General features: G+C 64.2%; 26 protein-coding genes. 11 read left to right on the forward strand and 15 right to left on the reverse strand.

Annotated elements, in window-relative coordinates:
- Positions 1 to 51: 51 nt before the first annotated feature.
- Positions 52 to 1437, forward strand: a complete 1386-nt coding sequence (locus tag AC097R_RS09685; protein WP_479597873.1) for a hypothetical protein — start codon at positions 52 to 54, stop codon at positions 1435 to 1437.
- 9 nt (positions 1438 to 1446) lie between these two features.
- Here AC097R_RS09685 and kynA read toward each other — a convergent pair whose 3' ends face one another.
- Together kynA and kynU are read right to left on the reverse strand one after the other, a co-directional pair.
- On the reverse strand, positions 1447 to 2313 hold the full coding sequence (gene kynA / locus AC097R_RS09690) for a tryptophan 2,3-dioxygenase (protein ID WP_479598116.1): 867 nt from the start codon (positions 2311 to 2313) through the stop codon (positions 1447 to 1449).
- Positions 2314 to 2341: 28 nt separating this feature from the next.
- Positions 2342 to 3652: a kynureninase gene (gene kynU / locus AC097R_RS09695; RefSeq protein WP_479597874.1), complete on the reverse strand. Its 1311-nt coding sequence runs from the start codon at positions 3650 to 3652 to the stop codon at positions 2342 to 2344.
- Positions 3653 to 3769: 117 nt separating this feature from the next.
- Here kynU and AC097R_RS09700 point away from each other — a divergent pair, with 117 nt between their 5' ends.
- The gene (locus tag AC097R_RS09700; RefSeq protein WP_479597875.1) at positions 3770 to 4261 is read left to right on the forward strand and encodes a hypothetical protein; all 492 of its coding nucleotides are present in this window, start codon (positions 3770 to 3772) and stop codon (positions 4259 to 4261) included.
- On the opposite strand, the gene AC097R_RS09705 is transcribed toward AC097R_RS09700, so the two are convergent.
- The 7 genes from AC097R_RS09705 to AC097R_RS09735 all read right to left on the reverse strand — a co-directional run bounded on the left by AC097R_RS09705 (position 4258) and on the right by AC097R_RS09735 (position 9213).
- Positions 4258 to 4575, reverse strand: a complete 318-nt coding sequence (locus AC097R_RS09705; protein ID WP_479597876.1) for a YkgJ family cysteine cluster protein — start codon at positions 4573 to 4575, stop codon at positions 4258 to 4260. The two genes, AC097R_RS09700 and AC097R_RS09705, sit on opposite strands and share 4 nt — an antisense overlap.
- Complete coding sequence (locus tag AC097R_RS09710) at positions 4568 to 5401, reverse strand: helix-turn-helix transcriptional regulator (protein ID WP_479597877.1); 834 nt, start codon at positions 5399 to 5401, stop codon at positions 4568 to 4570. The genes AC097R_RS09705 and AC097R_RS09710 overlap by 8 nt, the downstream gene beginning before the upstream one ends.
- 23 nt (positions 5402 to 5424) lie before the next feature.
- Complete coding sequence (locus tag AC097R_RS09715) at positions 5425 to 6042, reverse strand: LysE family translocator (RefSeq protein WP_479597878.1); 618 nt, start codon at positions 6040 to 6042, stop codon at positions 5425 to 5427.
- Between the two features lie 88 nt (positions 6043 to 6130).
- Entirely contained in the window at positions 6131 to 6646 is a 516-nt protein-coding gene (locus AC097R_RS09720) for a BON domain-containing protein (protein WP_479597879.1), read from the reverse strand.
- A 158-nt stretch (positions 6647 to 6804) separates the two neighbouring features.
- On the reverse strand, positions 6805 to 6975 hold the full coding sequence (locus AC097R_RS09725) for a hypothetical protein (protein ID WP_479597880.1): 171 nt from the start codon (positions 6973 to 6975) through the stop codon (positions 6805 to 6807).
- Between the two features lie 58 nt (positions 6976 to 7033).
- Positions 7034 to 7999 carry an ornithine carbamoyltransferase gene (argF, locus tag AC097R_RS09730; RefSeq protein WP_479597881.1) on the reverse strand — a complete coding sequence of 322 codons (966 nt, stop codon included), beginning with the start codon at positions 7997 to 7999 and terminating at the stop codon, positions 7034 to 7036.
- Positions 7996 to 9213: an acetylornithine/succinylornithine family transaminase gene (locus AC097R_RS09735; protein ID WP_479597882.1), complete on the reverse strand. Its 1218-nt coding sequence runs from the start codon at positions 9211 to 9213 to the stop codon at positions 7996 to 7998. Before AC097R_RS09735 ends, argF begins: the two co-directional genes overlap by 4 nt.
- A gap of 243 nt (positions 9214 to 9456) precedes the next feature.
- Between AC097R_RS09735 and AC097R_RS09740 the strand changes: the two genes are divergently transcribed.
- On the forward strand, positions 9457 to 9768 hold the full coding sequence (locus tag AC097R_RS09740; RefSeq protein WP_479597883.1) for a DUF3579 domain-containing protein: 312 nt from the start codon (positions 9457 to 9459) through the stop codon (positions 9766 to 9768).
- Between the two features lie 131 nt (positions 9769 to 9899).
- Here the strand turns inward: AC097R_RS09740 and rpsT are convergent, their stop codons facing one another.
- The gene (gene rpsT, locus AC097R_RS09745) at positions 9900 to 10199 is read right to left on the reverse strand and encodes a 30S ribosomal protein S20 (protein WP_305644320.1); all 300 of its coding nucleotides are present in this window, start codon (positions 10197 to 10199) and stop codon (positions 9900 to 9902) included.
- A 129-nt stretch (positions 10200 to 10328) separates the two neighbouring features.
- Between rpsT and murJ the strand changes: the two genes are divergently transcribed.
- Both murJ and AC097R_RS09755 read left to right on the forward strand, forming a co-directional pair.
- The gene (murJ, locus tag AC097R_RS09750; protein ID WP_479597884.1) at positions 10329 to 11897 is read left to right on the forward strand and encodes a murein biosynthesis integral membrane protein MurJ; all 1569 of its coding nucleotides are present in this window, start codon (positions 10329 to 10331) and stop codon (positions 11895 to 11897) included.
- 19 nt (positions 11898 to 11916) lie between these two features.
- Positions 11917 to 12771 carry a SirB1 family protein gene (locus AC097R_RS09755; protein WP_479597885.1) on the forward strand — a complete coding sequence of 285 codons (855 nt, stop codon included), beginning with the start codon at positions 11917 to 11919 and terminating at the stop codon, positions 12769 to 12771.
- 18 nt (positions 12772 to 12789) lie between these two features.
- Here the strand turns inward: AC097R_RS09755 and AC097R_RS09760 are convergent, their stop codons facing one another.
- Both AC097R_RS09760 and purM read right to left on the reverse strand, forming a co-directional pair.
- Positions 12790 to 13659: a nucleotide-binding protein gene (locus tag AC097R_RS09760; protein WP_479597886.1), complete on the reverse strand. Its 870-nt coding sequence runs from the start codon at positions 13657 to 13659 to the stop codon at positions 12790 to 12792.
- Between the two features lie 134 nt (positions 13660 to 13793).
- Positions 13794 to 14843, reverse strand: a complete 1050-nt coding sequence (gene purM, locus AC097R_RS09765) for a phosphoribosylformylglycinamidine cyclo-ligase (RefSeq protein WP_479597887.1) — start codon at positions 14841 to 14843, stop codon at positions 13794 to 13796.
- 133 nt (positions 14844 to 14976) lie between these two features.
- Between purM and AC097R_RS09770 the strand changes: the two genes are divergently transcribed.
- The 6 genes from AC097R_RS09770 (at position 14977) to AC097R_RS09795 (ending at position 21190) form a co-directional block, all read left to right on the forward strand.
- Positions 14977 to 16056, forward strand: coding sequence for an AI-2E family transporter (locus tag AC097R_RS09770; protein ID WP_479597888.1), 1080 nt, complete (start codon positions 14977 to 14979; stop codon positions 16054 to 16056).
- A 10-nt stretch (positions 16057 to 16066) separates the two neighbouring features.
- Complete coding sequence (gene hda, locus AC097R_RS09775) at positions 16067 to 16753, forward strand: DnaA regulatory inactivator Hda (RefSeq protein ID WP_479597889.1); 687 nt, start codon at positions 16067 to 16069, stop codon at positions 16751 to 16753.
- Positions 16750 to 17436: an HAD family hydrolase gene (locus tag AC097R_RS09780; RefSeq protein ID WP_479597890.1), complete on the forward strand. Its 687-nt coding sequence runs from the start codon at positions 16750 to 16752 to the stop codon at positions 17434 to 17436. The genes hda and AC097R_RS09780 overlap by 4 nt, the downstream gene beginning before the upstream one ends.
- A gap of 30 nt (positions 17437 to 17466) precedes the next feature.
- Entirely contained in the window at positions 17467 to 19038 is a 1572-nt protein-coding gene (pcnB, locus tag AC097R_RS09785) for a polynucleotide adenylyltransferase PcnB (protein ID WP_479597891.1), read from the forward strand.
- A 14-nt stretch (positions 19039 to 19052) separates the two neighbouring features.
- A complete protein-coding gene (folK, locus tag AC097R_RS09790) occupies positions 19053 to 19535 on the forward strand; it encodes a 2-amino-4-hydroxy-6-hydroxymethyldihydropteridine diphosphokinase (RefSeq protein WP_479597892.1) in 483 nt (160 codons plus the stop codon).
- Positions 19536 to 19606: 71 nt separating this feature from the next.
- Positions 19607 to 21190 carry a methyl-accepting chemotaxis protein gene (locus AC097R_RS09795; RefSeq protein WP_479597893.1) on the forward strand — a complete coding sequence of 528 codons (1584 nt, stop codon included), beginning with the start codon at positions 19607 to 19609 and terminating at the stop codon, positions 21188 to 21190.
- Here the strand turns inward: AC097R_RS09795 and AC097R_RS09800 are convergent.
- The 3 genes from AC097R_RS09800 to AC097R_RS09810 all read right to left on the reverse strand — a co-directional run bounded on the left by AC097R_RS09800 (position 21187) and on the right by AC097R_RS09810 (position 25440).
- The gene (locus tag AC097R_RS09800) at positions 21187 to 21645 is read right to left on the reverse strand and encodes a RidA family protein (RefSeq protein ID WP_479597894.1); all 459 of its coding nucleotides are present in this window, start codon (positions 21643 to 21645) and stop codon (positions 21187 to 21189) included. The genes AC097R_RS09795 and AC097R_RS09800 overlap by 4 nt on opposite strands.
- Before the next feature lie 64 nt (positions 21646 to 21709).
- On the reverse strand, positions 21710 to 22723 hold the full coding sequence (locus AC097R_RS09805) for a transglutaminase family protein (protein ID WP_479597895.1): 1014 nt from the start codon (positions 22721 to 22723) through the stop codon (positions 21710 to 21712).
- Positions 22723 to 25440: a circularly permuted type 2 ATP-grasp protein gene (locus AC097R_RS09810; protein WP_479597896.1), complete on the reverse strand. Its 2718-nt coding sequence runs from the start codon at positions 25438 to 25440 to the stop codon at positions 22723 to 22725. The genes AC097R_RS09805 and AC097R_RS09810 overlap by 1 nt, the downstream gene beginning before the upstream one ends.
- Between the last annotated feature and the right edge of the window lie 69 nt (positions 25441 to 25509).

The raw sequence follows: 25509 nt of genomic DNA on the forward strand, positions 1-25509 counted from the left end.
AAAGTCCCCCTGCCTTGCCCATTACCGTGGCAATTCGGGAGATACCAGTCTATGAGATTCGTACAGTTTCTTTTGTTTTCCGTCCTCTGGCTCGCCGGAGCAACGCAAGCCCAAACCCATTACGAACAATTGGATGTAGGGGCGGTCGTTCAGGGGGGGATTGGTCTTGGTATTTTTAGCAAAACGTTTCCTATGCCTCCGGGGCAATGGACGGTGGTGGCGCGAAATATCCAAGAAATTCCGCTGATCAACAGCCGGACCCGTGAGCCATCCGGGACTATTTCCAAATACGACCTGACGCTGAAGAACAGCGAGCCGGGGAGCATGCTGCCGCTAATGGTCTTTACTGTGACCGGGCGCCTGACCAACCTGGACGCCGGTGTGAAGCCGTGCAATCCCAGTATCAGCAAGAACCAATGGGTGGACACTTTTCCGGAGAGATATCCCGCGGAGGCTGCGTCTTCCGGAGCGTTTGTGTGTGCCACCAGCGTGGGAATTTCCAACTTCAAAAAGTTTGTGGCAGATGCCGCGGTGCACCCCAACGCATGGGTTAAATCCACGCTGACCGCGGTATCGCCGGAAGCCTATACCTTGCCTGACAACGCCGTGATGGTGAGTGTCGCCGCGAGCCGCTACAAGGGCTACAACATTGACGTTGCGTTCTTCATCAAGCAAGAAGGGAATCTGACCGACCCCGCCTACGCGAATCACCTGAAGCCGTGGGTCCATGCCACGGGCCTCAGCGTGGTGGCGGTGGTCGCGAACAACGCTACGACCTTCAGTTTGCCCACCCCGTTCCCGGGTGCTGTCGGGGGCGCTGCCGCTGCGGCGATCGGCAACCGGGTCCAGTCCACGCTGGCAGATGTCACACCGGTGGGCAACATCCAGATCCGCAAGAAGTTTGACTTTGTGGATGTGCGCCCGGATAACTTCCGTGCGACGCTGTTGAATTGCATTCCCCAGTTCAGCAACAGCATCAACACCATGGAGCTGCCACCGGCGAATGTGCTCAACGCAACCTATAAGGCGAGCGGGTCTTCGCGTTTGTTTGTTTTGAAGAAGACCATGGGCGTGTGCCTACAAACCAGCGCTGCCAACTTCCCAATCTTTGCGGCCGAAGCGTTTCAGGACATCGTAAAACCCTTGGGCGTGGGCGATGAGGTTGTCGCGGAATGGAACGCGCAGGTTGCGGGTTTGGTGGCCCGACAGGGCAGCGCGTATGTGGCCTACCAGTACCCCAACCAGAATGTGCTGGCTGTGCGGTACTGGGTGGATATCAGTGCGCCGCTGGTCATCCATTACGCTATGCAGCTCCAACCCAGGGGGGCGTGGGACGAACAGGTGTTTGAGGCCTTCTTTACAGACGCTACGCTGACTGCGGTGGTGTCTCCCAATCTCGACGCCAAGGGTGAAGGCAAGAAAGATATGCCGTTTTAACGGCCCGCGTCAGAGCGCCGTGCGCAGCGACCAGATCTCAGGGAACAGCACCACGTCCAGCATCTTGCGCAGGTAGCTCACGCCGCCGGTGCCACCAGTGCCGCGCTTGAAGCCGATCACGCGCTCCACCGTGGTCACGTGCCGGAAGCGCCAGAGGCGGAAGGCGTCTTCCAGATCGGTGAGTTCTTCGGCCAGCTGGTACAGGTCCCAGTGTTCGCGCGGCGCGCGGTAGACCTGCAGCCACGCGGCTTCCACACCCGCATCGGCCACATAGGGCTGGGTCCAGTCGCGCTGCAGATGGCTGGCGGGCACGGCAATGCCACGGCGTGCCATGAGCTTCAGGGCTTCGTCATACAGCGACGGCGCTGCGTACGCGGCCTGCACCAGTGCCAGGCGCTCGGGCGCATGGGCATGGGGCTTGAGCATGGCGGCGTTTTTGTTGCCCAGCGAAAACTCGATGCAGCGGTACTGAAAACTCTGGAAGCCGCTGCTGGCGCCCAGGTAGGGCCGCATGGCGCTGTACTCGGGCGGCGTCATGGTGGCCAGCACGTCCCAGGCGTGCACCAGCTGTTCCATGATCTTGCTCACGCGCGCCAGCATCTTGAAGGCGGGCGGCAGGTCGTCCTGCGCAATGTGCGCGATGGCCGCGGTCAGCTCGTGCAGCATGAGCTTCATCCACAGCTCGCTGGTCTGGTGCTGGATGATGAAGAGCAGCTCGTCGTGCGCGGGCGAGAGTGGCTTTTGCGCCGCCAGGATGGTGTCGATCTGCAGGTAGTCGCCATAGCTCATGCTTTGGCTGAAGTCGAGCTGGGCTTTTTCTTCCGCCACGATGGACTCGCCGGCGGAGGATACCGGGTGGGCTGTGGCCCCGTGCATGGGGCAGCCGGAGGTGGGTTCGCTCATCTCAGGTCACCGCGTGTTTCTGGTTGAACTCGGGCTTCTGCCATTCACCCGTCTCCAGCACCTGGCGCAGGTGCTCCACGGCGTTCCACACATCTTCAAACCCGATGTACAGCGGCGTGAAGCCAAAGCGCAAGATGTCTTTGTGGATGCCGCCGTCGCCCGCGCGGAAGTCGCCAATCACGCCGCGCGCGATCAAGGCCTGCACGATGGCAAAGGCGCCCGAGCCCAAGGCACCGCCCGCGGTGTGCTCACGCGTCAGGCACACCTGCGAGCCGCGTTGCCCATGGGCGCGGGGGGTGGCCAGGCCCAAGCCGTAGCCCTGGCAGCGCTCTTCCACCAACTGGATGAACAGGTCCGTCAGCGCCAGCGACTTGGTGCGCAGCGCGGCCATGCCGCCCAGTGTGTCCGCAGCCTCAAAACCTTCCAGGCCACAACCCAGCAGCGACATGCTGACGATGGGCTGGGTGCCGCAGAGGTAGCGCGTGATGCCGGGGGCAGGCTGGTAGTCGGGCGTGAAGGCGAACGGTGCCGCGTGGCCCCACCAGCCGGACAGGGGCTGCCAGAAACGGTCTGCATGTTTAGGGTGCACCCACACAAAGGCTGGCGCGCCGGGGCCACCGTTCAGGTACTTGTAGCCGCAGCCAATCGAGAAATCGGCGTTGGTTGCTTTCAGCGTCACCGGCACGGCACCCGCGCTGTGCGCCAGGTCCCACACCATGAGCGCGCCAGCCGCATGGGCGGCAGCGGTCACCGCCGTCATGTCGTGCATGGCGCCGGTGCGGTAGTTCACGTGGGTGAGCATCAGCACGGCCACGTCGGCGGTCAGTGCGGCGGCAATTTCTTCGGGCTCCACCAGTTGGAGTGTGTAGCCGCGCTCCTTGCACAGGCCTTCGGCGATGTACAGGTCGGTGGGGAAGTTGCTGCGCTCGCTCACGATGCGTTTGCGCTGGGGGGCGTCCTGCGCGGCGATGGACAGCGCGGCGGACAGCACCTTGAACAGGTTGATGGAGGTGGTGTCGGTGGCCACCACCTCGTCGGCATCGGCGCCAATCAGCGGGGCAATGCGGTTGCCCAGGCGCTGCGGCAGACTGAACCAGCCGGCCGTGTTCCAGGAGCGGATCAGGCCCTGGCCCCATTCCTGGGTGACCACTTCGGCCGCGCGTGCGGCAGCGGTTTTGGGCATCACGCCCAGGGAATTTCCGTCCAGGTAAATGACGCCGGCGGGGATGTCAAACAGGTCGCGCAGCGGGCGCAGCGCATCGGCGGCGTCCAGCGCCTGGCAGTGTTGCAACGTGGTGGGGGAAGTGCTCATGTCGGTCCTCAAATTCGTGAAGCGGCGCAAAGGTAACACTGCGTTTGGGGGCGTGGTGTCGGTTATTTCCAACAGGTACACAATCGTGCATTCCATGCCGGAATACAAGGAACCTTTATGCACCGTCCATCCCTCTCCCTCACCTCTATGGCACGCGCTGCGGCGCTGCTGCTCTCGGGTGTCGTTCTGGCATCTGCAGCCCACGCGAACAAGCCCGACTGGGCCGGCAAGGGCAAGAACAAACATGGCGAAGAAGACCATCGGCAAGAGCAGGGCAGTTCCGTCGAAGTGCGCGTGGGCGGCTACTTTGGCGACGACCAGCGCCGCGAGGCGCAGGACTATTACGGTGGCCAGAAAGCCAAGGGCCACTGCCCACCCGGCCTGGCCAAAAAGAACAACGGCTGTATGCCCCCGGGCCAGGCCAAAAAGTGGTCCCGGGGCCAGCCGCTGCCGCGCGATGTGGTGTTTTACCCCGTGCCCAACCAGGTGATCGTGAAGATCGGCCTGCCGCCCAAAGGCTACAAATATGTGCGCGTAGCGAATGACATTTTGTTGATCGCCATCGGCACCAGCATGGTGGTGGACGCGATTGAAGACCTGATGCGCTAAAGCGCCTCGAGCGTGGGCAAGCCGAGCTTGGCACGTGCCCGTTGGCAGCCATCGCTGCCTTCCACCAGTGCGTGGCAGGGGGCGGGCCGCAGAGGGTAGATGTGGCAGCCCACCTGTTCACCCACCGTACCGGTCAGTGCCGCGCAGCGGATGGGCACGGTGCCGGTGCCCTGCATGCGCCAGGTGTTGCCGTTGACCTCGTGGGCCAGTTCGCTCGGCACGGTGCCGCCTGCAAAGGCCATTTCGTAAACCGAAAACTCCACGCGAAAACAGGCACAGCAAGCGCCGCAGGACGTACAGGCCGAATCAGCCATGGGAAGGCGTGGAGCCCAGGTTGCCCTGGTAGTTTTTGGGGGTGGTGGCGTGGCGCTTTTTGAACTGGCGCTGAAAATGCGCCTGGTCGGCAAAGCCCAGTTGGTGTGCCACGTCGGCCAGGGCCGCACCTTGCTTGAGCAACTGCTTGGCCAGGTTGAGCCGCAGGTCGATCTGGTAGGCGTGCGGCGTTTGTCCATAGGCCTGCTTGAACTTGCGGATCAGCGCAAAGCCATCCAGCCCGCTGGCCGATGCCAGCTCGGCCAGCGCCAGGGGCTGCCCCACGCGCGCATGCAGCAGCTCGCGCACGCGGGCCACTCCCGCATGATTGGCAGCACTTTCGGGCTCTAGCCCGCGCGGAATAAGCACATGCTGCTCTAAAAATTGAAGCAGCTGCTCGTCCACTTGCAGCGGGTCGGGTGTGCCGGCCAGGCTGTCGAAGAGATCCGCCAGCGCCCCAAAGAGGGGGGCGTCGTCACTGTGGTGGCGCGCCAGGGCCAGTTGCTGGGAGGTCGCTTGCGCATCAAACGGCAGAAAGCTCTGGTGCATCCACTGCGCGTCCACATACAGCATGCGGTAGGACCAGGGTTGCTGCGGGCTGGGGTTGCAGGCGTGGGCCAGGCCGGGCTCCATCATCACCGTCATGCCAGGGCGCAGAGGCACAGCGTGCCCGCCATGGAGGTAGACGGCTGCGCCTGCGTCGATGCAGCCGAGTGAGTATTCGGCGTGCGTGTGGGTCTGGTAGCTGTCGCTGGCCTGCGTGGTGGTGCGCAGCTCCAGGTGCGGCAGGCTGGCGTGGCGCGTGAAGGCGTGGGGGCTGGCAGGCATGCCGGAATGGTACGTCCAAACGCTCAGAGCAGGTCCACCATGTCCAGCACCGTGAGCACCAGCAGCCCGGCCATCACGCGGTTGAACAGGCGCTGGTGGTGCGCCGGCTGCAGCCACTGACGGATCAGTGTGCCTAGAGCGGCCCAGCAGGCCACAGAGCCAAAGCAAACGACGCCCGAAATGGCGCAGAACAGCCAGAGCGTGGTGCTGGTATTGGCACCGGCAGGCACAAACAGGCTGACGCCCGACAGCGCCACCAGCCAGGCTTTGGGGTTCAGCCCTTGGGTGAGCGCGCCCTGTAGCGCGCCGTGCCGCCAGTGCACGCCGTGCGTGGATGTCTCGGAATTGTTCAGGGACTGCGCAGGGGCCAAGGCAATCTTGACCGCCAGGTACAGCAGGTACAGCGCGCCGGCGTACTGTGTTGCCGTAGTCAGCGCGGGCCAGGTCTGCAGCAGCCACTGCATGCCGCCGCCCATGAGCAGCACCACCGCGCAGTAGCTCAGGCTGGCACCCGCCACATGGGGCAGGGTGCGCCAAAAGCCGTGGCGTGCGCCTTGGCTGGACGCGATCACATTCACTGGCCCCGGTGAGATGGCCCCGGCCAGGCAAAAGAAAACCATGGGTAACCACGCTGTGGGCATGCTGCCTCCGATCCTTGTTAGTCAAGGATCGGAGTGTTCAGGCGCAGCGGGGTTTTGTATTGAACGAAATTGCGCGCGTGGCTTGCAATTAGCTGCCGGCAACCACGAGGGCAGAGGTGTCTACGCTTTGAACGCCCTTGACGTTCACGGCGAGCGACTTGACCGCGTCAACGGCTTCTTGCGAAGGCAACTTGCCCTTCAGTGCCACGACGCCACCCTTGGTGGTCACCTGGACCTTGAGGCCCTTGGTAGCGCTGTTCGCCACGATTTCGGACTTCACCTTCGTGGTGATCCAGCCGTCAGACACGGCCTTTCCGTTGGCGCTGGCACCCATGTCGGTTTTCGCGTCGGCTGATGCGTTGGCGTTGGTATTGCCACTTATGTCGACATTGGTACCTGTAGCGGCGTTAATTTCACCGTTGGCAGTCGCCTTGCCGTTGGCGATCGTTTTAGCGCCAGTTACGGCGTTAGTGACAGGCGCCACCACGGGGGCGATGGGATCGGCCGCTTGCGCAGCGAAGGAGCAAGCCAAGAGTGCGGCAGCGGCGACAGCGGGACGCAGCAGCAGGCCAAAGGAGGACGTAGAAACGGTAGATGTAGACATCAATGACTCTCTTTCGAAAGAAGGTTGAAACAGCACGCCACGACCTGAATACACAGCCTTTGCATGCAAGGAACCTTCAGAATGCCGTCTTCGAAGAGATGCGTCCGTGCGCCTATATACATTCGGCGATTAAATTCGCCTTATCGGTGCCGCCACAGTCATTTTTTCGGAGTGAGAGCCGGTTTATTGGCGGTTGTGGCCGGGTTCTTTTGCAGGAACCTGGCGGCGGCTTCTTTCTTTGCGCGCTCGCGCTCAGCCATGACCCGATCCAGCTCTTTGCGGCCGCCGGCCTTTTGCATGTTGGGATCTTTGCCAAAAACGCCTGCCATAGTGATCGCTCCTCAGTAAGTAGTTGTGTGGCAAGGCGCTTGCGCGCCTGCCGTGCATTCAGGCCAGCTGACCCAGCAGCAGGTATTCCATCAGTGCCTTTTGCACGTGCATGCGGTTCTCCGCCTCGTCCCAGACCACGCTTTGCGGGCCGTCGATGACTTCGGCTTCCACCTCTTCGCCGCGGTGGGCCGGCAGGCAGTGCATGAACAGTGCGTCGGGAGCGGCCACGGCCATCATCTTGCGGTCCACGCACCAAGCGGCAAAGGCCTTGCGGCGCACTTCGTTCTCGGCCTCGAAGCCCATGCTGGTCCACACATCGGTGGTCACCAGGTCGGCACCGGCGCAGGCTTCCATCGGGTTGCTATAGGTTTTATAGCTGCCTGCGCCCATTTGGCGAGGGGCAGCGGCCGTTTTTTCATTCAACTCGTAGCCACTGGGCGTGCTCACGCGCAGGTGAAAGCCCAGCAGGGCAGCGGCCTGCAGCCAGGTGTTGGCCATGTTGTTGCCATCGCCCACCCAGGCCACGGTCTTGCCTTCGATGGGGCCGCGGTGCTCGATGTAGGTGAAGATGTCCGCCAAGATCTGGCAGGGGTGGAACTCGTTGGTCAGGCCGTTGATGACGGGCACGCGCGAGTTGGCGGCAAAGCTTTCCAGCTTGGTCTGCTCGTAGGTGCGGATCATCACGATGTCGGTCATGCGGCTGATGACCTTGGCGCTGTCCTCGATCGGCTCGGAGCGGCCCAACTGGCTGTCGCCCGTGGTCAGGTGCACCACGCTGCCGCCCAGCTGGTACATGCCGGCCTCAAAGCTCACGCGGGTGCGCGTGGAGGCTTTCTCAAAAATCATGGCCAGCGTGCGGTCCACCAGCGGGTGGTGTTTTTCGAAGTTCTTGAACTTCTTCTTGATCAGCGCGGCGCGGGCCAGCAGGTAGTGGTATTCCTCGGTCTTGAAGTCCGCAAACTGCAGGTAGTGCCGCACGGGCGGTGCACCCTGCGGCAGGGTGCTGGGGACGACTGGATTCATGCAGACTCCTTCAGCAGCGCCGCAATCAGCGGCGCCAGGAGGGCCACGATCTGGTCGGCCTCGGCCGTGGTCAGGATCAGCGGCGGCACCAGGCGCACCACGGTGTCTGCCGTCACGCTGATCAGCAGGCCCGCATCCAGGGCGCGCTGGGCCAGCGCACCACAGGGCTTGGCCAAGTCGATGCCCAGCATCAGGCCCTGGCCGCGAATTTCTTTCACGCCGCCATTGGCAATTTCGGTGGCCAGCGCGGCTTGCAGGGCGGCCTTCAGATGGGCGCCTACTTTTTCTGCGTTTGCCAGCAGGCCTTCGGATTCCATGATGCGGATGGTTTCCACCCCGGCGCGCATGGACAGCGGGTTGCCACCAAAAGTGGAGCCGTGGTTGCCCGGCTGGAAGATCGTGGCGGCCTTGGGGCCCACCACTACGGCGCCCACGGGCACGCCGGAGCCCAGGCCCTTGGCCAACGGCATCACGTCCGGCTTGATACCGGCCCACTGGTGGGCGAACCACTTGCCGGTGCGGCCCATGCCGCACTGCACTTCGTCAATCATCAAGAGCCAGTCGCGCTGGTCGCACAGGGCGCGCACGTCGCGCAGGTAGTCCATGTGCATGGGGTTCACGCCGCCTTCGCCCTGGATGGCTTCAAAGAACACGGCCACCACATTGGGGTTGCCCTCGGTCGCCGCTTTCAGTTGTTCGATGTTGTTCACCGGCACGCGGATAAAACCTTCCACCAACGGGCCAAAGCCGGCCTGCACCTTGGGATTGCCCGTAGCGCTGAGCGTGGCGATGGAGCGACCGTGGAAGGCCTTCTCATAGACCACCACCTCGGGGCGCTCAATGCCCTTGTCGTGGCCAAACTTGCGCGCCAGCTTCAGCGCGGCCTCGTTGGCTTCCAGCCCGGTGGAGCAGAAGAACACATTGGTCATGCCAGAGCGTTCGACCAGCAGCTTGGCCAGTTCTTCCTGCAAGGGCACGTGGTAGTAGTTGGAGGTGTGGATCAGCCGGGTCAGCTGGTCTTGCAGCGCGGGCACCAGCTGGGGGTGGTTGTGGCCCAGGGTGTTGACGGCAATCCCGCCCAGCGCGTCCAGGTATTCGCGGCCATTGGTATCCCACACGCGGCAGCCTTGGCCATGGCTCAGGGCGATGGGCAGTCGGCCATAGGTGTTCATCACGTGGGGTGAGGACGGCGTGGTGGCGAGAGCGGCGGTCATGCAATAACTCCGGGGTTGGCTACAAAACAAGGCGGCCCAACATGAACAAAGGCAAGTTGGGCCGTTGAAGCCTGATTTTAGGCGCAGGCCCCGTGGCGGTTTGGTGACAAATGCACATCACAGTGATGCGCTGTTTGGTAACCCGGATGTCATCTGCATGACAGGAGAGCGGGTAGAATTCTTGTGCGGCGCAGCACCGTCTCAAGACACCATGCGCACTCTGCCGCCATAACCCTGTACCCGATGGCTTCCACTCCTTCCAAAGAACTCTACATCCTGGGATTGACCTTGCAAGGCAAGACGTTTCGCCCCAGCGATTGGGCAGAGCGACTGGCCGGGGTGATGAGCCAGTTCCGCCCCGGCGGCCCCCAGCCGGGCAGCCATCTGGGCTATTCCCCCTGGTGCGTGCCCACCTCGTTCGGGCAGACCAAGTGCGTGATCGTGCACCGCGACCTGCGCGACTACGACGTGATGGCCTGGGACTTTTGCCTGAACTTTGCGCGTGACAACGAGCTGCAGGTCAGCGAAACCCGCCCCGAGATTCCGCCGCGCTGAACGCGCCGCCCCCAGGCAACATCCAGAAACAAAAAAGCCGTTCAGATGAACGGCTTTTTTGCTTTGCTGACAGCGCACCCACTACAAACGGCGAACCCTGACCAGCAGGATTCGTGCGATTGCCTAACGAGTTAGGCTGCGAGGGCCAAGGCTTTCACCTTGGTAGCCAAACGGCTCTTGTCGCGGGCTGCTTTGTTTTTGTGGAAGATGCCCTTGTCGGCCACGGTGTCCACCACGGCTTGCATCTTGGCAAACAGTTCAGCGGCCTTGGTCTTGTCACCGGCCACCACTGCTTTTTCCACGTTCTTCACCGCAGTGCGGTATTTGGAGCGCAGGGAAGTGTTCGCTGCGTTGATTTTGACGTCCTGACGGACGCGTTTACGGCCCGACGCCAGGCGCGGGTTCTTTTTCTTGGGTTTTCCAGATGCCATAGTAAATATTCCTTGTGTCTGAGGATGTTGTCAGCAAAGCCCACGATTGTACCAGCAACGCCTTCCCCGGCCAAACCTGCCCCCTGGGCGGCGGGTTTCGCGGCAGTGGGGGTGGGTACACTCACCCGTGTGAGCTTGATCAAATCTGTATCTACCGTGTCCCTGTGGACACTGGCCTCCCGCATTACCGGACTGGTGCGCGAGCTGCTGGTGGCGGCCATGTTTGGCGCCAGCGCCATGACCGACGCCTTCAATGTGGCGTTCCGCATTCCCAACCTGTTCCGCCGCATTCTGGGCGAGGGGGCTTTCAGCCAGGCCTTTGTGCCCGTGCTGGCGACCACCAAAGCGCAGCATGGCGAAGAGGCCACCCATCTGCTGGTCGACCGCGTGGCAACCCTGCTGGGCTGGGCGCTGGTGCTGCTGTGCACCGCCGGGGTGATTCTGGCGCCGCTGCTGGTCTGGGGCATGGCCAGTGGCCTGCAAAAAGACCCCGAGGGCTACCATGCCACGGTGGTGATGACGCGCTTCATGTTCCCCTACATCGGCTTCATGTCGCTGGTGGCCATGGCCTCGGGCGTGCTCAATACCTGGAAGCGCTTTGCCGTGTCGGCTGCCACGCCCGTGCTGCTCAACGTGGCCATGATCGGCGCGGCCTGGCTGCTGGCGCCCTGGCTGCAAACCCAGCAGGGCTGGCCGCCGATTTATGCCATGGCCATAGGTGTCATGCTGGGCGGCGTGCTGCAACTGTCGGTGCAAATCCCGGCGCTCAAGTCCTTGGGCATGCTGCCCCGCATTGGGCTGACCTGGCGGGCGCTGCGCTTGGCCGCAGCCGACCCGGAGACCCGCCGCATTGGCAGCTTGATGCTCCCGGCCCTGCTGGGCGTGGGCGTGGCGCAAATTTCGCTGGTGATCAACACCCAGATCGCCTCGCACCTGCCCACAGGCAGTGTCAGCTGGCTCACCTACGCCGACCGGCTCATGGAATTCCCCACCGCCATGCTGGGCGTGGCCTTGGGTGTGGTGCTGATGCCGCAGCTGGCAGGGGCCAAGGCTTCGGGCGATGCGGACCAGTATTCGTCCCTGCTGGACTGGGGGCTGCGCATCGTGGTACTGCTAGCGGTGCCGTGCTCGCTGGGCCTCTTGACCTTTGCCAAGCCCATTGTGGCGGTGCTGTACCACTACGGCGCGTTCTCTGAGCTCGATGTGCAGCAAACCACCAATGCCTTGATGGGCTGGGGCGCCGGGCTGGTGGGCATTGTGGCCATCAAGGTGCTGGCACCGGGCTACTACGCCAAGCAGGACATTAAAACCCCGGTGCGTATTGCGGTGGTCGTGCTCATCATTACGCAGTTGCTGAACCTCGTGCTGGTGCCCGTGTTCAAACAAGCCGGCCTGTCGCTGTCCATCAGCCTGGGTGCCATGGTGAACGCCGGGTGGCTGCTGATCGGCCTGCTGCGCAGCAAGAGCTACCGCCCCGAGCCGGGCTGGGGTCGGTTTATGCTGCAGGTGCTGGCCGGTGCTGCGCTGCTGGTGATCTATCTGCTGTGGGCCGCCGGGTTGGTGGACTGGGTAGCGCTGCGCAGCCATACTTGGTTACGCATGGGCTGGCTGGCACTGCTGCTGCTGGGCGCCATGGGGGTGTACCTGGGGGCAGTTTGGGCGGCGGGCCTGAATGTGCGGCAGTTTTTGCGCCGATAGGACGCAACGGAGGGCAACCATGCAGCTGGATTTGTCGGTTCCTACGCCACTGGATTACTTTGCCGCGCTGGTCCACAGCGACGGCAACTTCGCGCTGTTTGAGGCGGCCGTGAGCCTGGCGCAGGACGAATACCCCGAGACCGATGTGCAAACCGTGCTCGGCGAGGTGGACCAGCTGCTAGCCCGCGTGCGCCGGCGCCTGGCGCCCGATGCCTCGGCCCTGCAGCGCCTGCGCATCCTCAACCATTTCTTTTACCAAGACATGGGGTTTGGCGGCAACGTCAACAACTTCTACGACCCCGATAACAGCTTTGCCAGCGTGATGCTGCGCACGCGCCGCGGCATCCCCATCTCGCTGGCGGTGGTGTGGATGGAGCTTGCGCAGGGGCTGGGCTTGTCGGCGCACGGCGTGGGCTTTCCGGGGCACTTCATGGTCAAGGTCAGCCTGCCCATGGGCCAGGCGGTGATCGACCCGCTGAGCGGCAAGTCGCTGAGCCGCGAAGAACTCTCTGAGATGCTGGAGCCCTACCGCCGACGCAGCGGGCTGGTGGACGACTTTGAGGCGCCACTGGGTCTGTACCTGCAGGCCGCCACACCGCGCGAGATCGTGGCGCGCATGCTGCGCAACCTCAAGGAAATCTACAAATCGCAGGAAGACTGGCAGCGCCTGCTGGCCGTGCAGGAGCGCTTGGTGGTGTTGCTGCCCGAATCGTGGTCCGAGTACCGCGACCGGGGCATGGCCCACGCCCAGCTCGGTCACCAGGAGGAAGCGCTGGCCGATCTGGAGTGCTACCTGGTGCGCGCCGAAGACGTGGTCGATGTGGATGCGATTGCCGAGCAGGTGGAATTGCTGCGCCGACAGATCCGGCACTGACCACGCAGCCGCGCCGGGCTAGTGCCGGCGCAAAAACTGTGGTACCGCGCTGGCGTACTGCGGCAGCGGGCTCACCAACTCCAAGCCATCGTCTCGCCCTGTGGTTTTTTGCGACGGGGTGAACACCGACAGGCGGTTGCCGTGTACCAGCGCTTCCTGTGCCGGCATCAGGCTCGCCGCGCGGGATGCCTGGATGTTCTTGCTCACCACGGGTTTTGGGGGTTGATCGGGGGTTGGGGCAGCGGCTGGCGGTTGCAGGCGCATCACGGGTTGCAGCCATTCCAGAATCGGGGCCCATTGGGCCAGGTCGGCGGCCTGGCCGGAGGCTGGCAGGTCAAACAGGGTTTGGCCATTTTCCAGGCTGCGCACATAGCCCTGGGTTTCGCGCAGCACGCCCAGAAACGGCGCCGACTGCGCTTCGGCCCAAGCGCGCAGGGTCTCGGCGCCCTTGGTGCGGGCGTCCAGCCGCATACCCACCACGCCCAAAGCGCAGCGACCTGACGCGACCCGGGGCAGGGTGGCCAGCTCCGCCAGGCAGGCGGCAGCGGATTCACGGTCAAACATGGAGTTGCACACCGGCATCACGATGGCATCGGCCGACATGACAATGCGCGCTAGCTCAAAGCCGTGCAGGCCGCCTGGGGTGTCCAGCACCACATGGGTGACGCCCGGGGGCACCTTCAATACATTCTTTTGGTCCAGCGTCCAGGGCGCGATGGCGGGCAGGCTGGGGGCGCGGCGTTTGAGCCATGCGCGGGTGCTTTGCTGGCGGTCCACATCGCCCAGCATGACGGCTACACCCTGGTGCGCCAGCCAGGCGGCCAGGTGCGTAGCCAGGGTGCTTTTTCCACTTCCGCCCTTGCGGTTGACGATTGCGATAACCGGCATGCTGCTCCGTGTGGTAACCAACGAAGCACAAAGTTTGGAGCAAAAAGTGCCAAAAGTCCAGATGTAGCTTGCGCGGGCAGCTATAAATTTACTAGCACGGGGTGGTGCCGGGGCAACACGCCCCGATCTGCCGGTCAGGCGACGACGACTTGCTCGCCGCTGCCTTGGGGCGCGATGACACCGATGGTGTACACCGCTTCGCCGCTGGCGCGCAGGGTGGCAGCGGTGGCTTCGGCGTTCGCGGCGTCCACCACCACGACCATGCCAATACCGTTGTTGAAGGTGCGGTTCATCTCGATATCGTCAATGCCGGCGGTCTTTTGCAGCCATGCAAACAACTCGGTCTGGGGCCAACTGCCTTTTTTCAGGTGGGCGGCTGTGCCTTCGGGCAGCACGCGGGGAATGTTCTCCAGCAGTCCGCCGCCGGTGATGTGGGCCAGCGCCTTGATCGGGTGGGCGGCCAGCGCGGCCAGCACGTTCAGCACATACAGGCGGGTGGGCTCCATCAGGGCCTGTTTGAAGGGCTTGCCATCCAGCGTGGCGGGCACCGTACCCTGGCTTTCAGCGCGCTCAATGCACTTGCGCACCAGGCTGAAACCGTTGGAATGCACGCCGCTGGAGGCCAGGCCCAGCACCACGTCGCCGGGTTTCACGTCCGCGCCAGTCAGGATTTTGGATTTTTCGACCGCACCGACCGCAAAGCCGGCCAGGTCGTATTCGCCCGCAGGGTACATGCCGGGCATTTCGGCGGTTTCGCCGCCAATCAGCGCGCAGCCCGACAGTTCGCAGCCCTTGGCAATGCCGCCGACCACAGCGGCGGCGGTGTCAATGTCGAGCTTGCCACAGGCAAAGTAGTCCAGGAAGAACAACGGTTCGGCGCCCTGCACCAACACGTCGTTCACGCTCATGGCTACCAGGTCGATGCCCACGGTGTCGTGCATATTCCATTCAAACGCCAGTTTGAGCTTGGTGCCCACGCCGTCGGTGCCACTGACCAGCACAGGTTCCTTGTAACGCTTGGGCACTTCAAACAGGGCGCCAAAACCGCCGATTCCGGCCAGCACACCCTCGCGCATGGTCTTCTTGGCCAGGGGCTTGATGCGCTCAACCAGCGCGTCGCCGGCAACGATGTCGACACCGGCGTCTTTGTAGGAAAGGGGAGTGGGGGAGGCAGATTGGGTCATTGGAAGTGGCTTTGGGGCAGAGCAGAGGCAGACCCCGATAGAATTTGCCCAGATTTTAGCTTCGACTGAACCAAGCCCTTCGGGCAATTGTTAGTCTTCGCTGAAACTGCGTTTTAAGGGTTCACCTCAGTCTATGGAATTCACCCCCGCCCAAAAAAGATTCACCGCCTGGTCCCTGATCGCAGGACTGGTGGCGCTCGCGCTATGGCTGCTGGCCCCGGTGCTGGCCCCCTTTGTGGTGGCGGCGGTGCTGGCCTATGCGCTGACCCCGTTGGTCGATTGGCTGGACGACGTGGGGCGGGGCCGTATCCCGCGTCTGGCGGCGGTGGTGGTGGTGGAGCTGCTGTTTGTGGTGGTGCTGTTCAGTGTGCTGCTGCTCATTGTTCCCATCTTCGCCAAAGAACTGCCGCTGATGCGCGAGCAATTTCCCGTGCTGCTGGACAGTGTGAACTCCACCGTCAAGCCTTGGTTGGCGCAGTGGGGCATCCGTGTCTCACTGGATGTGGCCAGCATCAAGGGCTTTGTCATGAAGTACCTCAACGCCAACGTGGAAGACGCGCTGGGCTCCGTGCTGGCATCGGTCAAGCTGGGGGGCAGCGTGGCCTTTGCCATCATCGGCAACGCCATCCTGATTCCTGTTGCCCTGTTTTATTTGCTGATGGACTGGGACCGTTTTGTGGGCCAGGCGCGCGATTTGGTGCCGCCCCGGTTGCGCGAGGGTGTGGACGGCTTTCTGGCCGAGGCCGACGCGGTGCTGGGTCAGTACCTGCGCGGCCAGTTGCTCGTGATGCTGATTCTGGCGGTGGCCTACAGCGTGGGCCTGGCCTTGTTTGGGCTGGACCTGGCCTTGCCGATTGGCATCTTTACGGGGCTGGCGATTTCGGTGCCTTACCTCGGCTTTGGCGTGGGGCTGGTGCTGGCGACGTTTGCCGGGTTGCTGGAGTTTTCCAGCGGTGGGCTGGTTTACCCCTTGGTCATGGTGGCTGTGGTCTACGGCGTGGGCCAGCTGGTGGAAAGCCTGTATTTGACGCCGCGTCTGGTAGGGGAGCGCATCGGGCTGCACCCGCTGGCCGTGATTTTTGCGCTGTTGGCGTTTGGGCAGCTGTTTGGTTTTGTGGGCGTGCTGATCGCGCTGCCAGCCAGCGCAGTGCTGTTGGTGGCGGTGCGGCGCATGCGCACGGGCTACCTGGCCAGCCGCTTGTATCTGGGATAAGACGTTGACCATGCAACAGATCGCGCTGGACATAGGACTGTCCGCCGGGCCGACGGTAGCGAATTTCTTCGCCGGCCCCAACGAGGCGGCGCTCAAGCACCTGGAGCTGTGGATTGGCGCCAAAGGCAGTGCGCACAACCGCTCCCCCGTGCCCACCTACTTCTGGGGTCCCGAGGGCAGCGGCAAAAGCCACTTGCTGAAGGCCGCGCGTGAGGCGCTGCGCGAGCAGGGCGCCCGCGTGGGCTGGATGGACGCTACGGTGCTGGAGCCCGCCGAGTTTGACGACAACTGGGCCGCGGTGCTGATGGACGATGTACAGCTGTACACCGCCGAGCAGCAGCACATGGCCTTCAACTGGTTTGTGAACGCCCAGACCCACCAGCGCCCGGTGCTGGCCGCTGGCGAGCTGGCGCCCGTGGAGCTCAAGCTGCGCGACGACCTGCGCACCCGCCTGGGCTGGGGCCATGTGTTTGGCCTGCATTTGCTGAGTGAACCCGAGCGCCGCTCGGTGCTGCGCCAGGCGGCGGACGCGCGCGGCGTGTTTTTGAGCGACGAGGTGATGGATTTCATGCTCAACCGCTTCAGCCGCGACCTGGGCAGCCTCATGGAGCTGCTGGAACTGATGGACGGCTACGCGCTGCAAACCCAGCGCGCCATCACCATTCCCATGATCAAAGCCATGCTGGACAACCAATGACCCTGAAAAAAATTGCCCTTTTTGACTTGGACCACACCCTGATTCCGCTGGATTCGGACTTCGCCTGGGGCGAATTCACGACCGCACTGGGGTGGACGGATGCCGCCAGTTTCCAGGCGCAAAACCACGCGTTCTACGAGCACTACAAGGCCGGCACCCTGGACATCCATGCCTACTGCCGCTTTGCCACAGCAGCCGTGGTGAAGCAGGGTGCTGCGAAATCGATAGCGGCTCACGCAGATTTCATGCGGGCTGTGATCCAAAAGTCCATCCAACCCCAAGCCCTGAAGCTGGTGCAGGACCACCAGGCCGCGGGCGACACGGTGATCATCGTGACCGCCACCAACGCTTTTGTAACCCGCCCCATTGCGACGGCGTTTGGCGTGGAAGACCTGATTGCCGTGGACCTGGTGAAGGACGATGCCCCCGGCGGCACCGGCTGGTACACCGGCGAGATTGCCGGCGTGCCCTCCTTCCGCGAAGGCAAGGTGACACGCGTGGACCAGTGGCTCAGCGACCGCGGCCTGCGCTGGGACACCGTGCACACCACTTTCTATTCCGATTCCATCAACGATGTGCCCTTGATGGAAAAAGCGAATGTGGCCGTGGCCACCAACCCCGACGCGCGCCTGCGCACCCTGGCCCAAGAGCGCGGATGGCGCATACTTGACCTCTTTCCCTGACCCGCGGCCCTGACCGCTTGGAACCTTCTCTTGATCAAGAAATTCATCGATAAATTGCTGGGCAAGAGCCCGTCTGCCGCCAAAAAACAGCCCCAGTTTGGCAAACGCGTGGAAGTGCCTGCGTCTGTCCACGGCATCGACCCCAACCTGGTGGACGAACGCGCGCTCAACGTGGTGCGCACCCTGCAGCAAGCCGGCTTTGAAGCCTACGTGGTGGGCGGCGCGGTGCGCGACCTGCTGGTAGGCCTGCGCCCCAAAGACTTTGACGTGGCCACCAACGCCACGCCCGAACAGGTCAAAGGCCTGTTCCGTCGCGCCTTCATCATCGGACGGCGTTTTCGCATCGTGCACGTGGTCTATGGCCGCGGACGCGAGCATGAAGTCATCGAAGTCTCCACCTTCCGCGCCTACCTGGACAACGCCGCGGCCGAGCAGGTCGCCGGCAACGAACGCACCAGCAAGAGCGAACTGGCCGGCATGAAGCACGCCGTGGACAGCACGGGTCGCGTACTGCGCGACAACGTCTGGGGCCCACAGGAAGAAGACGCGGTGCGCCGCGACTTCACCATCAACGCGATGTACTACGACCCCGAGACACAGATCGTGGTCGATTACCACAATGGCTTGAAAGACGCGAAGAGCCGCACGCTGCGCATGATTGGTGACGCCGCCACACGCTACCGCGAAGACCCGGTGCGCATCATCCGCGCCGTGCGCTTTGCCGCCAAGCTCAGCCCGCTGGGCTTCAAGCTGGAAGCCAAAACCGCAGGCCCGCTGATCAAGAGCCAAAGCCTGCTGAATGACGTGCCGCAAAGCCGCCTGTTTGACGAAATGCTCAAGCTGCTGCAGACCGGCCACGCCCTGGCCTCGGTAGAACAGCTCAAGTTGCTGGGCATGGCCCGCGGCATTTACCCGCTGCTGGATGTGGTGGTGGAGCGCGCCGAGCAGCCCTTTGTAGCCGCTGCGCTGAAAGACACCGACCGCCGCGTCGGCGAGGGCAAGCCCGTGGCGCCCAGCTTCCTGCTGGCCTGCGTGCTGTGGGCCGATGTGCGCGATGGCTGGGCCCAGCGCATCCGCACCGGCCAGCACAGCCACCCCGCGTTGCAAGACGCGATCGAGGATGTGTTTAACGCCCGCATTGGCGATGTGTCGGGCCGCGGCAAGCTGGCTGGCGACATGCGCGAAATCTGGCTCATGCAGCCCCGCTTCGAGAAGCGCGTGGGTGCCACGCCATTTGGCATGGTGGAGCAGCCGCGTTTCCGCGCCGCGTTTGACTTCATGCGCCTGCGCGCCGACGCCGGCGAGATTGATGAACTGCTGGCCGACTGGTGGCAAGAGTTCAGCATGGCCGACGACGACCTGCGCCAGGACATGGTAGACCAGGTGCGCAGCGAGCAACAGCAACGCAAACAGGCGCCCCGCGTGCACCGCGCGCCCACCAAAGACGCTTCCGCAGCAGCCACCAAACCCGCCGCTGAGCGGGAGGATGCGCCGGAGGCTGAATTTGCCGCGGACACCAGCGATGCTCCCCGCAAACGCCGCCGCCGTCGCCGCTCTGGCGCAGCCAAGGGCGCGGGCGAGGGTTCTGGCAGCGCCGAATAAAGCCGGCCACGGCCATGCGCGCTCCGGTGCTGGCCTATATCGGCCTGGGGGCCAACCTGGGGGACCCGGTGTTGGCCTTGCAACTGGCACTGCGCGACTTGGCGGCAGTGCCCCAGCTCACGCTGACCCAGCAGTCCCCGTTCTACGGCAGTGCGCCGATAGATTCCAGCGGTCCCAACTACGTGAACGCCGTGGCCGAGGTGTCCACCACCCTGACCGCCCCCGCACTGCTGCACGTGCTGCAGCAGCTGGAGCTGCAGGCCGGGCGCGAGCGCCCCTACCGCAACGCCCCGCGCACGCTGGACCTGGACCTGCTGCTGTACGGTAGCGCCACCATCCACAGCCCCACGCTCACCGTGCCGCACCCGCGCATGCAGGAGCGGGCCTTTGTGTTGCGGCCGCTGGCCGATGTGGCGCCTGTGCGGGTCGAGGCCCAAGCCCTGGCCCGCGTCCACGACCAAGCCCTGTGGCGTTTGACGCCAGCGGGGGCAGGGTAAATCCCGTAATTTCTCCGTTCTGTAGCCGCGGTTGCCGTGATTTAATTACAGAATAATTAAAGGAGATTGGAATGCGTTTTGACCGACTGCGTCTGGCCACCAAGCTGTGGTCGGCCATGGGGGTGATGGTGCTGCTGTTGGCCGCCATCATCGCGTTTACCGCCCTGCAGTCCCGCAAATCCCGCGAAGCCTATGGCGCCGTCAACGCGGCCATGCTGGCCCAGATCAAGACCGCCAACCAGTGGGCGGCCCTGGTGGACGTGAATGCCACCCGGGCCTATGCCGTGGTGGTGTCCATCGACCCCGGCGTGGCCAAGGCCTTCAAGGACGAAATTGCGGAGAGCAATGCCAAGATTGAAGAACTGCAAAAGGCCATCGAAGCCGCCGACCCCACCGAGGCGGACAAGGCCCAGCTCGCCAAAATCACCGATCTGCGCAAGAAGCTGCAGGACCTGACCAGCCAGACCGCGCTGCTCAAGGTGACCAAACCCACTGAGATGGGTGCGTTCGTGGAAACCCAGTACCGCCCCGCCGTGCTGGCCCTGCAAAAGGCCCACCAGGATTTTGTGTCCATGCAGGACGCCGCCAACGAATCGTTGCGCGACAGTTTTGAAGCCGAGGGGCGCAAGCTCATCCTGTCCTCGGCGCTGAGCCTGGTGGGACTGATCAGCGGCATTTTGGTGGGCGCAGGTTTCCTGATCCGCTCCATCAAAAAGCCGCTGCTGCAGGCCAATGACCTGGCCGCCCGCATTGCCGAGGGCGACCTCAGCGGCCATGTGGACGAAACCCGCGCCGACGAGTTCGGCGACCTGATGCGCTCGCTGGCCGCCATGAACCGCTCGTTGGGGCTGATGGTCTCCCAGGTCCGCCACAGCACCGACAGCATTGCCACCGCCAGCACCGAGATTGCCTCCGGCAACAACGACCTGGCCCAGCGCACCGAGCAAACCTCCAGCAACCTGGCCTCCACCGCATCGAGCATGGACAGCCTGACGCACGCCGTGCGCATGAGTTCGGACAACGCCCACCAGGCCGCCACGCTGGCCGCCAATGCCTCCAACGTGGCCCAGCGCGGGGGCGAGGTGGTGTCGCAGGTGGTCAGCACCATGCAGCAGATCGACGCCAGCAGCAAGAAGATCGCCGACATCATTTCCGTCATCGATGGCATCGCCTTTCAGACCAACATCCTGGCGCTGAACGCCGCAGTGGAAGCCGCACGCGCCGGTGAGCAGGGTCGCGGTTTTGCCGTGGTGGCGAGTGAAGTGCGCTCGTTGGCTGGCCGCAGCGCCGAGGCCGCCAAGGAGATCAAGGGCCTGATTGGTACGTCGGTGGAGAAGGTCGAGTCAGGCACCAAGCTGGTGACCGATGCGGGTGCCACCATGCAGGAGATTGTGCAAAGCGTGCGCCGCGTGGTGGACGTGATTGGCGAGATCACCGCGGCGTCCAGCGAGCAAAGCGCGGGCATTGCCGAGGTGAACCAGTCGGTAGGCAACCTGGACCAGATGACGCAGCAAAACGCCGCGTTGGTGGAAGAGAGTGCCGCCGCGGCCGAGAGCCTGCGCGACCAGGCCGCCCAGCTGGCCCAGGCGGTGGCCGTGTTCAAAGTGGCGCCCAGCCTGGGCCATGCCCAGGGCTCGGCGTTGCTGCTGAATTAGGCCACTTCGGCGATTAGTTCAATTTCCACGCAAGCGCCCATGGGGATTTGCGCCACGCCAAAGGCGCTGCGCGCATGCGCACCCACCTGCGGGCCAAACACTTCGCCCAGCAGCTCGCTGCAACCGTTGGTCACCAAATGCTGTTCGGTGAAGTCGCCCGTGGAGTTGACCAGGGACATGACCTTGACGATGCGTTTGACGCGGTTCAGGTCGCCCACGGCGGCGTGCAGCGTGCCCATCAGGTCGATGGCGATGGCGCGCGCGGCGGCCTTGCCTTCTTCCGTGCTGGTGTTCTTGCCCAACTGGCCCACCCAGGGCTTGCCGTCTTTTTTGGCGATGTGGCCGCTGATGAAGACCAGGTTGCCGGTCTGCACAAAAGGCACATAGGCCGCGGCAGGCACAGCCACCGGGGGCAGGGTGATGTTCAGGGCGGTGAGTTTGTCGTAAATGCTCATGGTGTTTCCTGTCGTTAGGTATAAAAAGTGCCTCTAGCCCCGTAGGCATTGCGCGAGCAGCTACTTAATTGATAGCGTCCTGGTTTTGGCTCTGACCGCCGCCTTGGGACTGGTTTTGCCCTTGGCTTTGGGTCTGGCTGGAGGTCGGTGCAGGCGCCGCCGTGGGCTCGGAACGGCTATTGTCGCCGCGGATTTCTTCCACTGTGACGCCCACGGTCAGCGTGTGGCTGGCGCCGCCGTGGATCACGCCACGCAGCGGTGACACATCCCCAAAGTCCCGCCCGGTGGCCACGGTCACGTAGTCCACGCCCGGCGCATTCCAGCCCCAGCGGTTGTTGGTGGGGTCCAGGTCTACCCAGCGCTGGCCCTCGGGCAGGTCGCCCACGTAGACGCTGACCCAGGCGTGTGAGGCATCGCTGCCAATGAGTTTGACCTCGCCCGGCGCGGGCTGGGTCAGCAGGTAGCCGCTGACATAGCGCGCTGGCAGGCCCATGCTGCGCAGTCCGGCCAGCATGATGTGGGCAAAGTCCTGGCACACGCCTTTGCGCTGCTCCAGCGCCTGCAGCGCGGGGGTGTTGATCTGGGTGCTCTCGCTCTCGTAGGTGAAGTCGGCGTGGATGCGCTCCATCAGGTCCACCGCCACGGCCAGCACGCTGGCACCGGCCACAAAGCTGGGCCGCGCGTAGCCCGAAAACTCCTGGCGGCGCGGCACAAAAGGCGAGGCGAAGACGAATTCGGAGGCCGCCTCAAACGGCGTGTGGGCTTGGTAGCGCAGCCGGTCGCGCAGTTGTTCCCATGGCTGCTCGCTCTCGGGCAGGTCGTGGGTGGCCGTGGTCACCAGGCTTTGGGCCTTCACCTCCAGCACCGTGTGCGGCACCTGCAGCGAGAAGAAGCAGCGTGCATTGCCATACACGTCCACGGTGCTGCGCTGCTGCGCGGGCAGCGGGCTGATGGTCAGGCTGTGGCTCAGCAGGTTCTGGCTGGCGTGGCGCAGCGGCTGCAGGTAGGCCACGTGCTGCGCCGTCTCGACGGCCGGCTGGTAGTCGTAGCGGGTGTTGTGGGTGACTTGCAGCAGCATCAGGTGCCCACGCTGTGTTTGGTTTGGCCCGAGTGGGTGAAGTAGGTGGTGCTGATGTCCTCAGACACGTCAAAGGCGCAGTCGCTCAAGCCGTCCAGCAGCGCGCGCAGCGCGGGCGCGCTGGGCTCGCCTTCGGGCGTTTCACACAGGTGGGCCAGGTCCCAGCTGTCGGGGTTGGGCACCTGCAGCGACATGCTGCTGAGCTCACCCGCCGGGCTTTGCGCCAGTTTGGCCAGGCGCCCACGCAGCGTGTGGGCCACCCAGGCCAGCGAACGCGGGTTGTCGCGGTCCAGCACCAGCAGGTCGGTCAACGCGGCAATGTCGCGGCTTTGCTGGTACTGGGCGTGGAAGGTGATGGTGCTGTCGAACAGCGTGAGCAGGGCCTCAAAGCCGCCGTCGGTGTCCACTGCACCGGTCTCAAAACTACGCGCCAGCGCGCTGGCCAGGAAGTGCAGGCGCTCCACATGGCGGCCAATGCTGAGCAGGCGCCAGCCGTCGTCGCGCGTCATCCGGTCGGTCTGCGCGCCGGTGATGGCGGCCAGCTGGTCGCTCACCTCGCTCAGCACGCGCAGGGCCTGCGCGGGCGAGTAGTCGCCCTGGGCAGCCAGGCGGGCGCATTGGGAAAATAGTTCTTCCTCGGTGCGCACGATGGTGTGCCAGTGCTCTTGCGAGAGCCGCTCGCGTACGGTGGCGGCGGCCATCTTCAAGGCACGCACATTGAAGCCTACGCTGGTGGCGCCCTCGGCCGAGGCCAGGCTGGCGATCAGCGTGCGCTCGAACACGCGGCGTGCCTGCACGGCCGATGGCGTGCCGGGCAGCACCAGCGTGTTGGCCACGGCCTGCTGCGACAGCCATTGCAGCAGCGGGGCCGAGGTTTGGTTCTCGCCGCCCAAGCATTCCAGCGTCAGGCGGGCCAGGCGCAGGGTGTTCTCCGAGCGTTCGGTGTAGCGGCCCAGCCAATACAGGTTCTCCGCGGCACGGCTGGTGACCAGGCGCTTGCGCTGGGCCAGCACAGCCGGGGTCAGTGCCGTGGGCAGCAGGGTGGTGTTGTCCACCTCGCCTTCGGTCAGGGCCCAGACATCGGCACTGCTGCCGCCGCGCTGCATGCTGGCAATGTCGGCGCTGGTGCCGGCCACGCGGGCCAGGCCCCCGGGCAGCACGCGCCAGTGTGGGCGGCCTGCGGCATCCAGTCCGTCGGACACGGCAAACACGCGCAGCAGCACCGAGCGCGCCACCATGGCGCCGCGCTGCCCAGGACCGGCGCTGTGCCAGGTGGGCATTTGCGACAGCGGCATGTAGGCCTGCACGGTGTGGTCTTCGCTTTGGCGCATGATGCGGCCGGCCCAGGCGTCCAGCGCGGTCTGACCCAGGCTGTGGCCGATGACCGATTCAAAACTGGTGTGGATGGCCGAGCCCGGATAGGTGGGCTTGATGGTGTGCTCGCGCAGGCGGGCCAGGGCGTCTTCCATGGCGCTGCGTTCGCCGCACCACCAGGTGGACAGGGCGGGCAGGCTGAGCTCTTCGCCCAGCGCATGGCGCGCCAGCGCGGGCAGAAAGCCCAGCAGCGCAGGGGATTCCAGGAACGCCGAGCCTGGCGCATTGGCCACCAGCACATTGCCCGCGCGTATGGCCTGCAGCAGGCCGGGCACGCCCAGCGTGGAGTCGGGGCGCAGCTCCAGCGGGTCCAGGTACTGGTCGTCCACGCGCTTGAGCAGGCCGTGCACCGGCACCAGGCCACGCAACGTGCGCAGGAACAGGCGCTCGTCACGCACGATGAGGTCGCTGCCTTCCACCAGGCTCAGGCCCAGGTAGCGGGCCAGGTAGGCGTGTTCGAAATAGGTTTCGTTGTAGGGGCCGGGCGTCAGCAGGGCGATGTGGGCATCGGTCCCGGCCGGGCAGTGGGCCTTGAGGCTGTCCATCAGCGCGCGGTAGGTACCAGCCAGGCGCTGCACCTTGAGCGCCTGAAAGGCCTGAGGAAATTGGCGCGACACGGCCAGCCGGTTTTCCAGCAGGTAGCCCAGGCCACTGGGGGCCTGGCTGCGCTGGCCCACGACCCACCAGTTGCCATCGGGGCCATGGGCCAGGTCAAACGCGGCCACATGCAGATGCCGCCCACCGACGGGGCGCACGCCGGCCATGGGGCGCAGGTAGCCGGGGTGGCCGTGCACCAAAGCGGGGGGCAGCAGGCCCTGGGTCAAATAGGTTTGCGGGCCGTACACATCAGCCATCACCGCCTCCAGCAGGCGCATGCGCTGCTGCACACCGGCTTCGATGTGCTGCCAGCTGGGGGCGTCGACCACCAGCGGGAACAGGTCCAGCGACCAAGGGCGCTGTGGGCCCTCGGCATCGGCGTAGACGTTGTAGGTGACGCCGTTATCGCGGATCTGGCGCTGCAGGCTGGCGGCGCGGGCGTCCATGTCGGTGCCGCTCTGGGTCTCCAGATTGTCAAAGAATTGCCCCCAAGCCCCCGTAAAGTCTGCGCCGCCAGCTATGGAATCCATAGCATCTTCGGGGTCGGTCGCAGTGTGGCTGCGGGTTTTGGGCGTGGTGTGGCCGCGCAGCTCGTCGTAGTGCTCGGCCGCAGCCATGCTGGCGCGTGCGCTGGCTAGCACATCGGTGGGGGGGGACACGGGGTCCACAGGGCGGGAATCAGAAGAGGAAATCACTGGCGCAGAGTATGCCAGCGCAAGGGGCTGGGCACCGCCGGGGGAACGCAAGCCCCGTGCCCAGCCAATTCTCCCAAAAGGGCGCTACCATCCTGTCAAAAACCGGGTATTTAACGTTGG

This window comes from Rhodoferax sp. ZS1R25 (genome assembly GCF_056521335.1).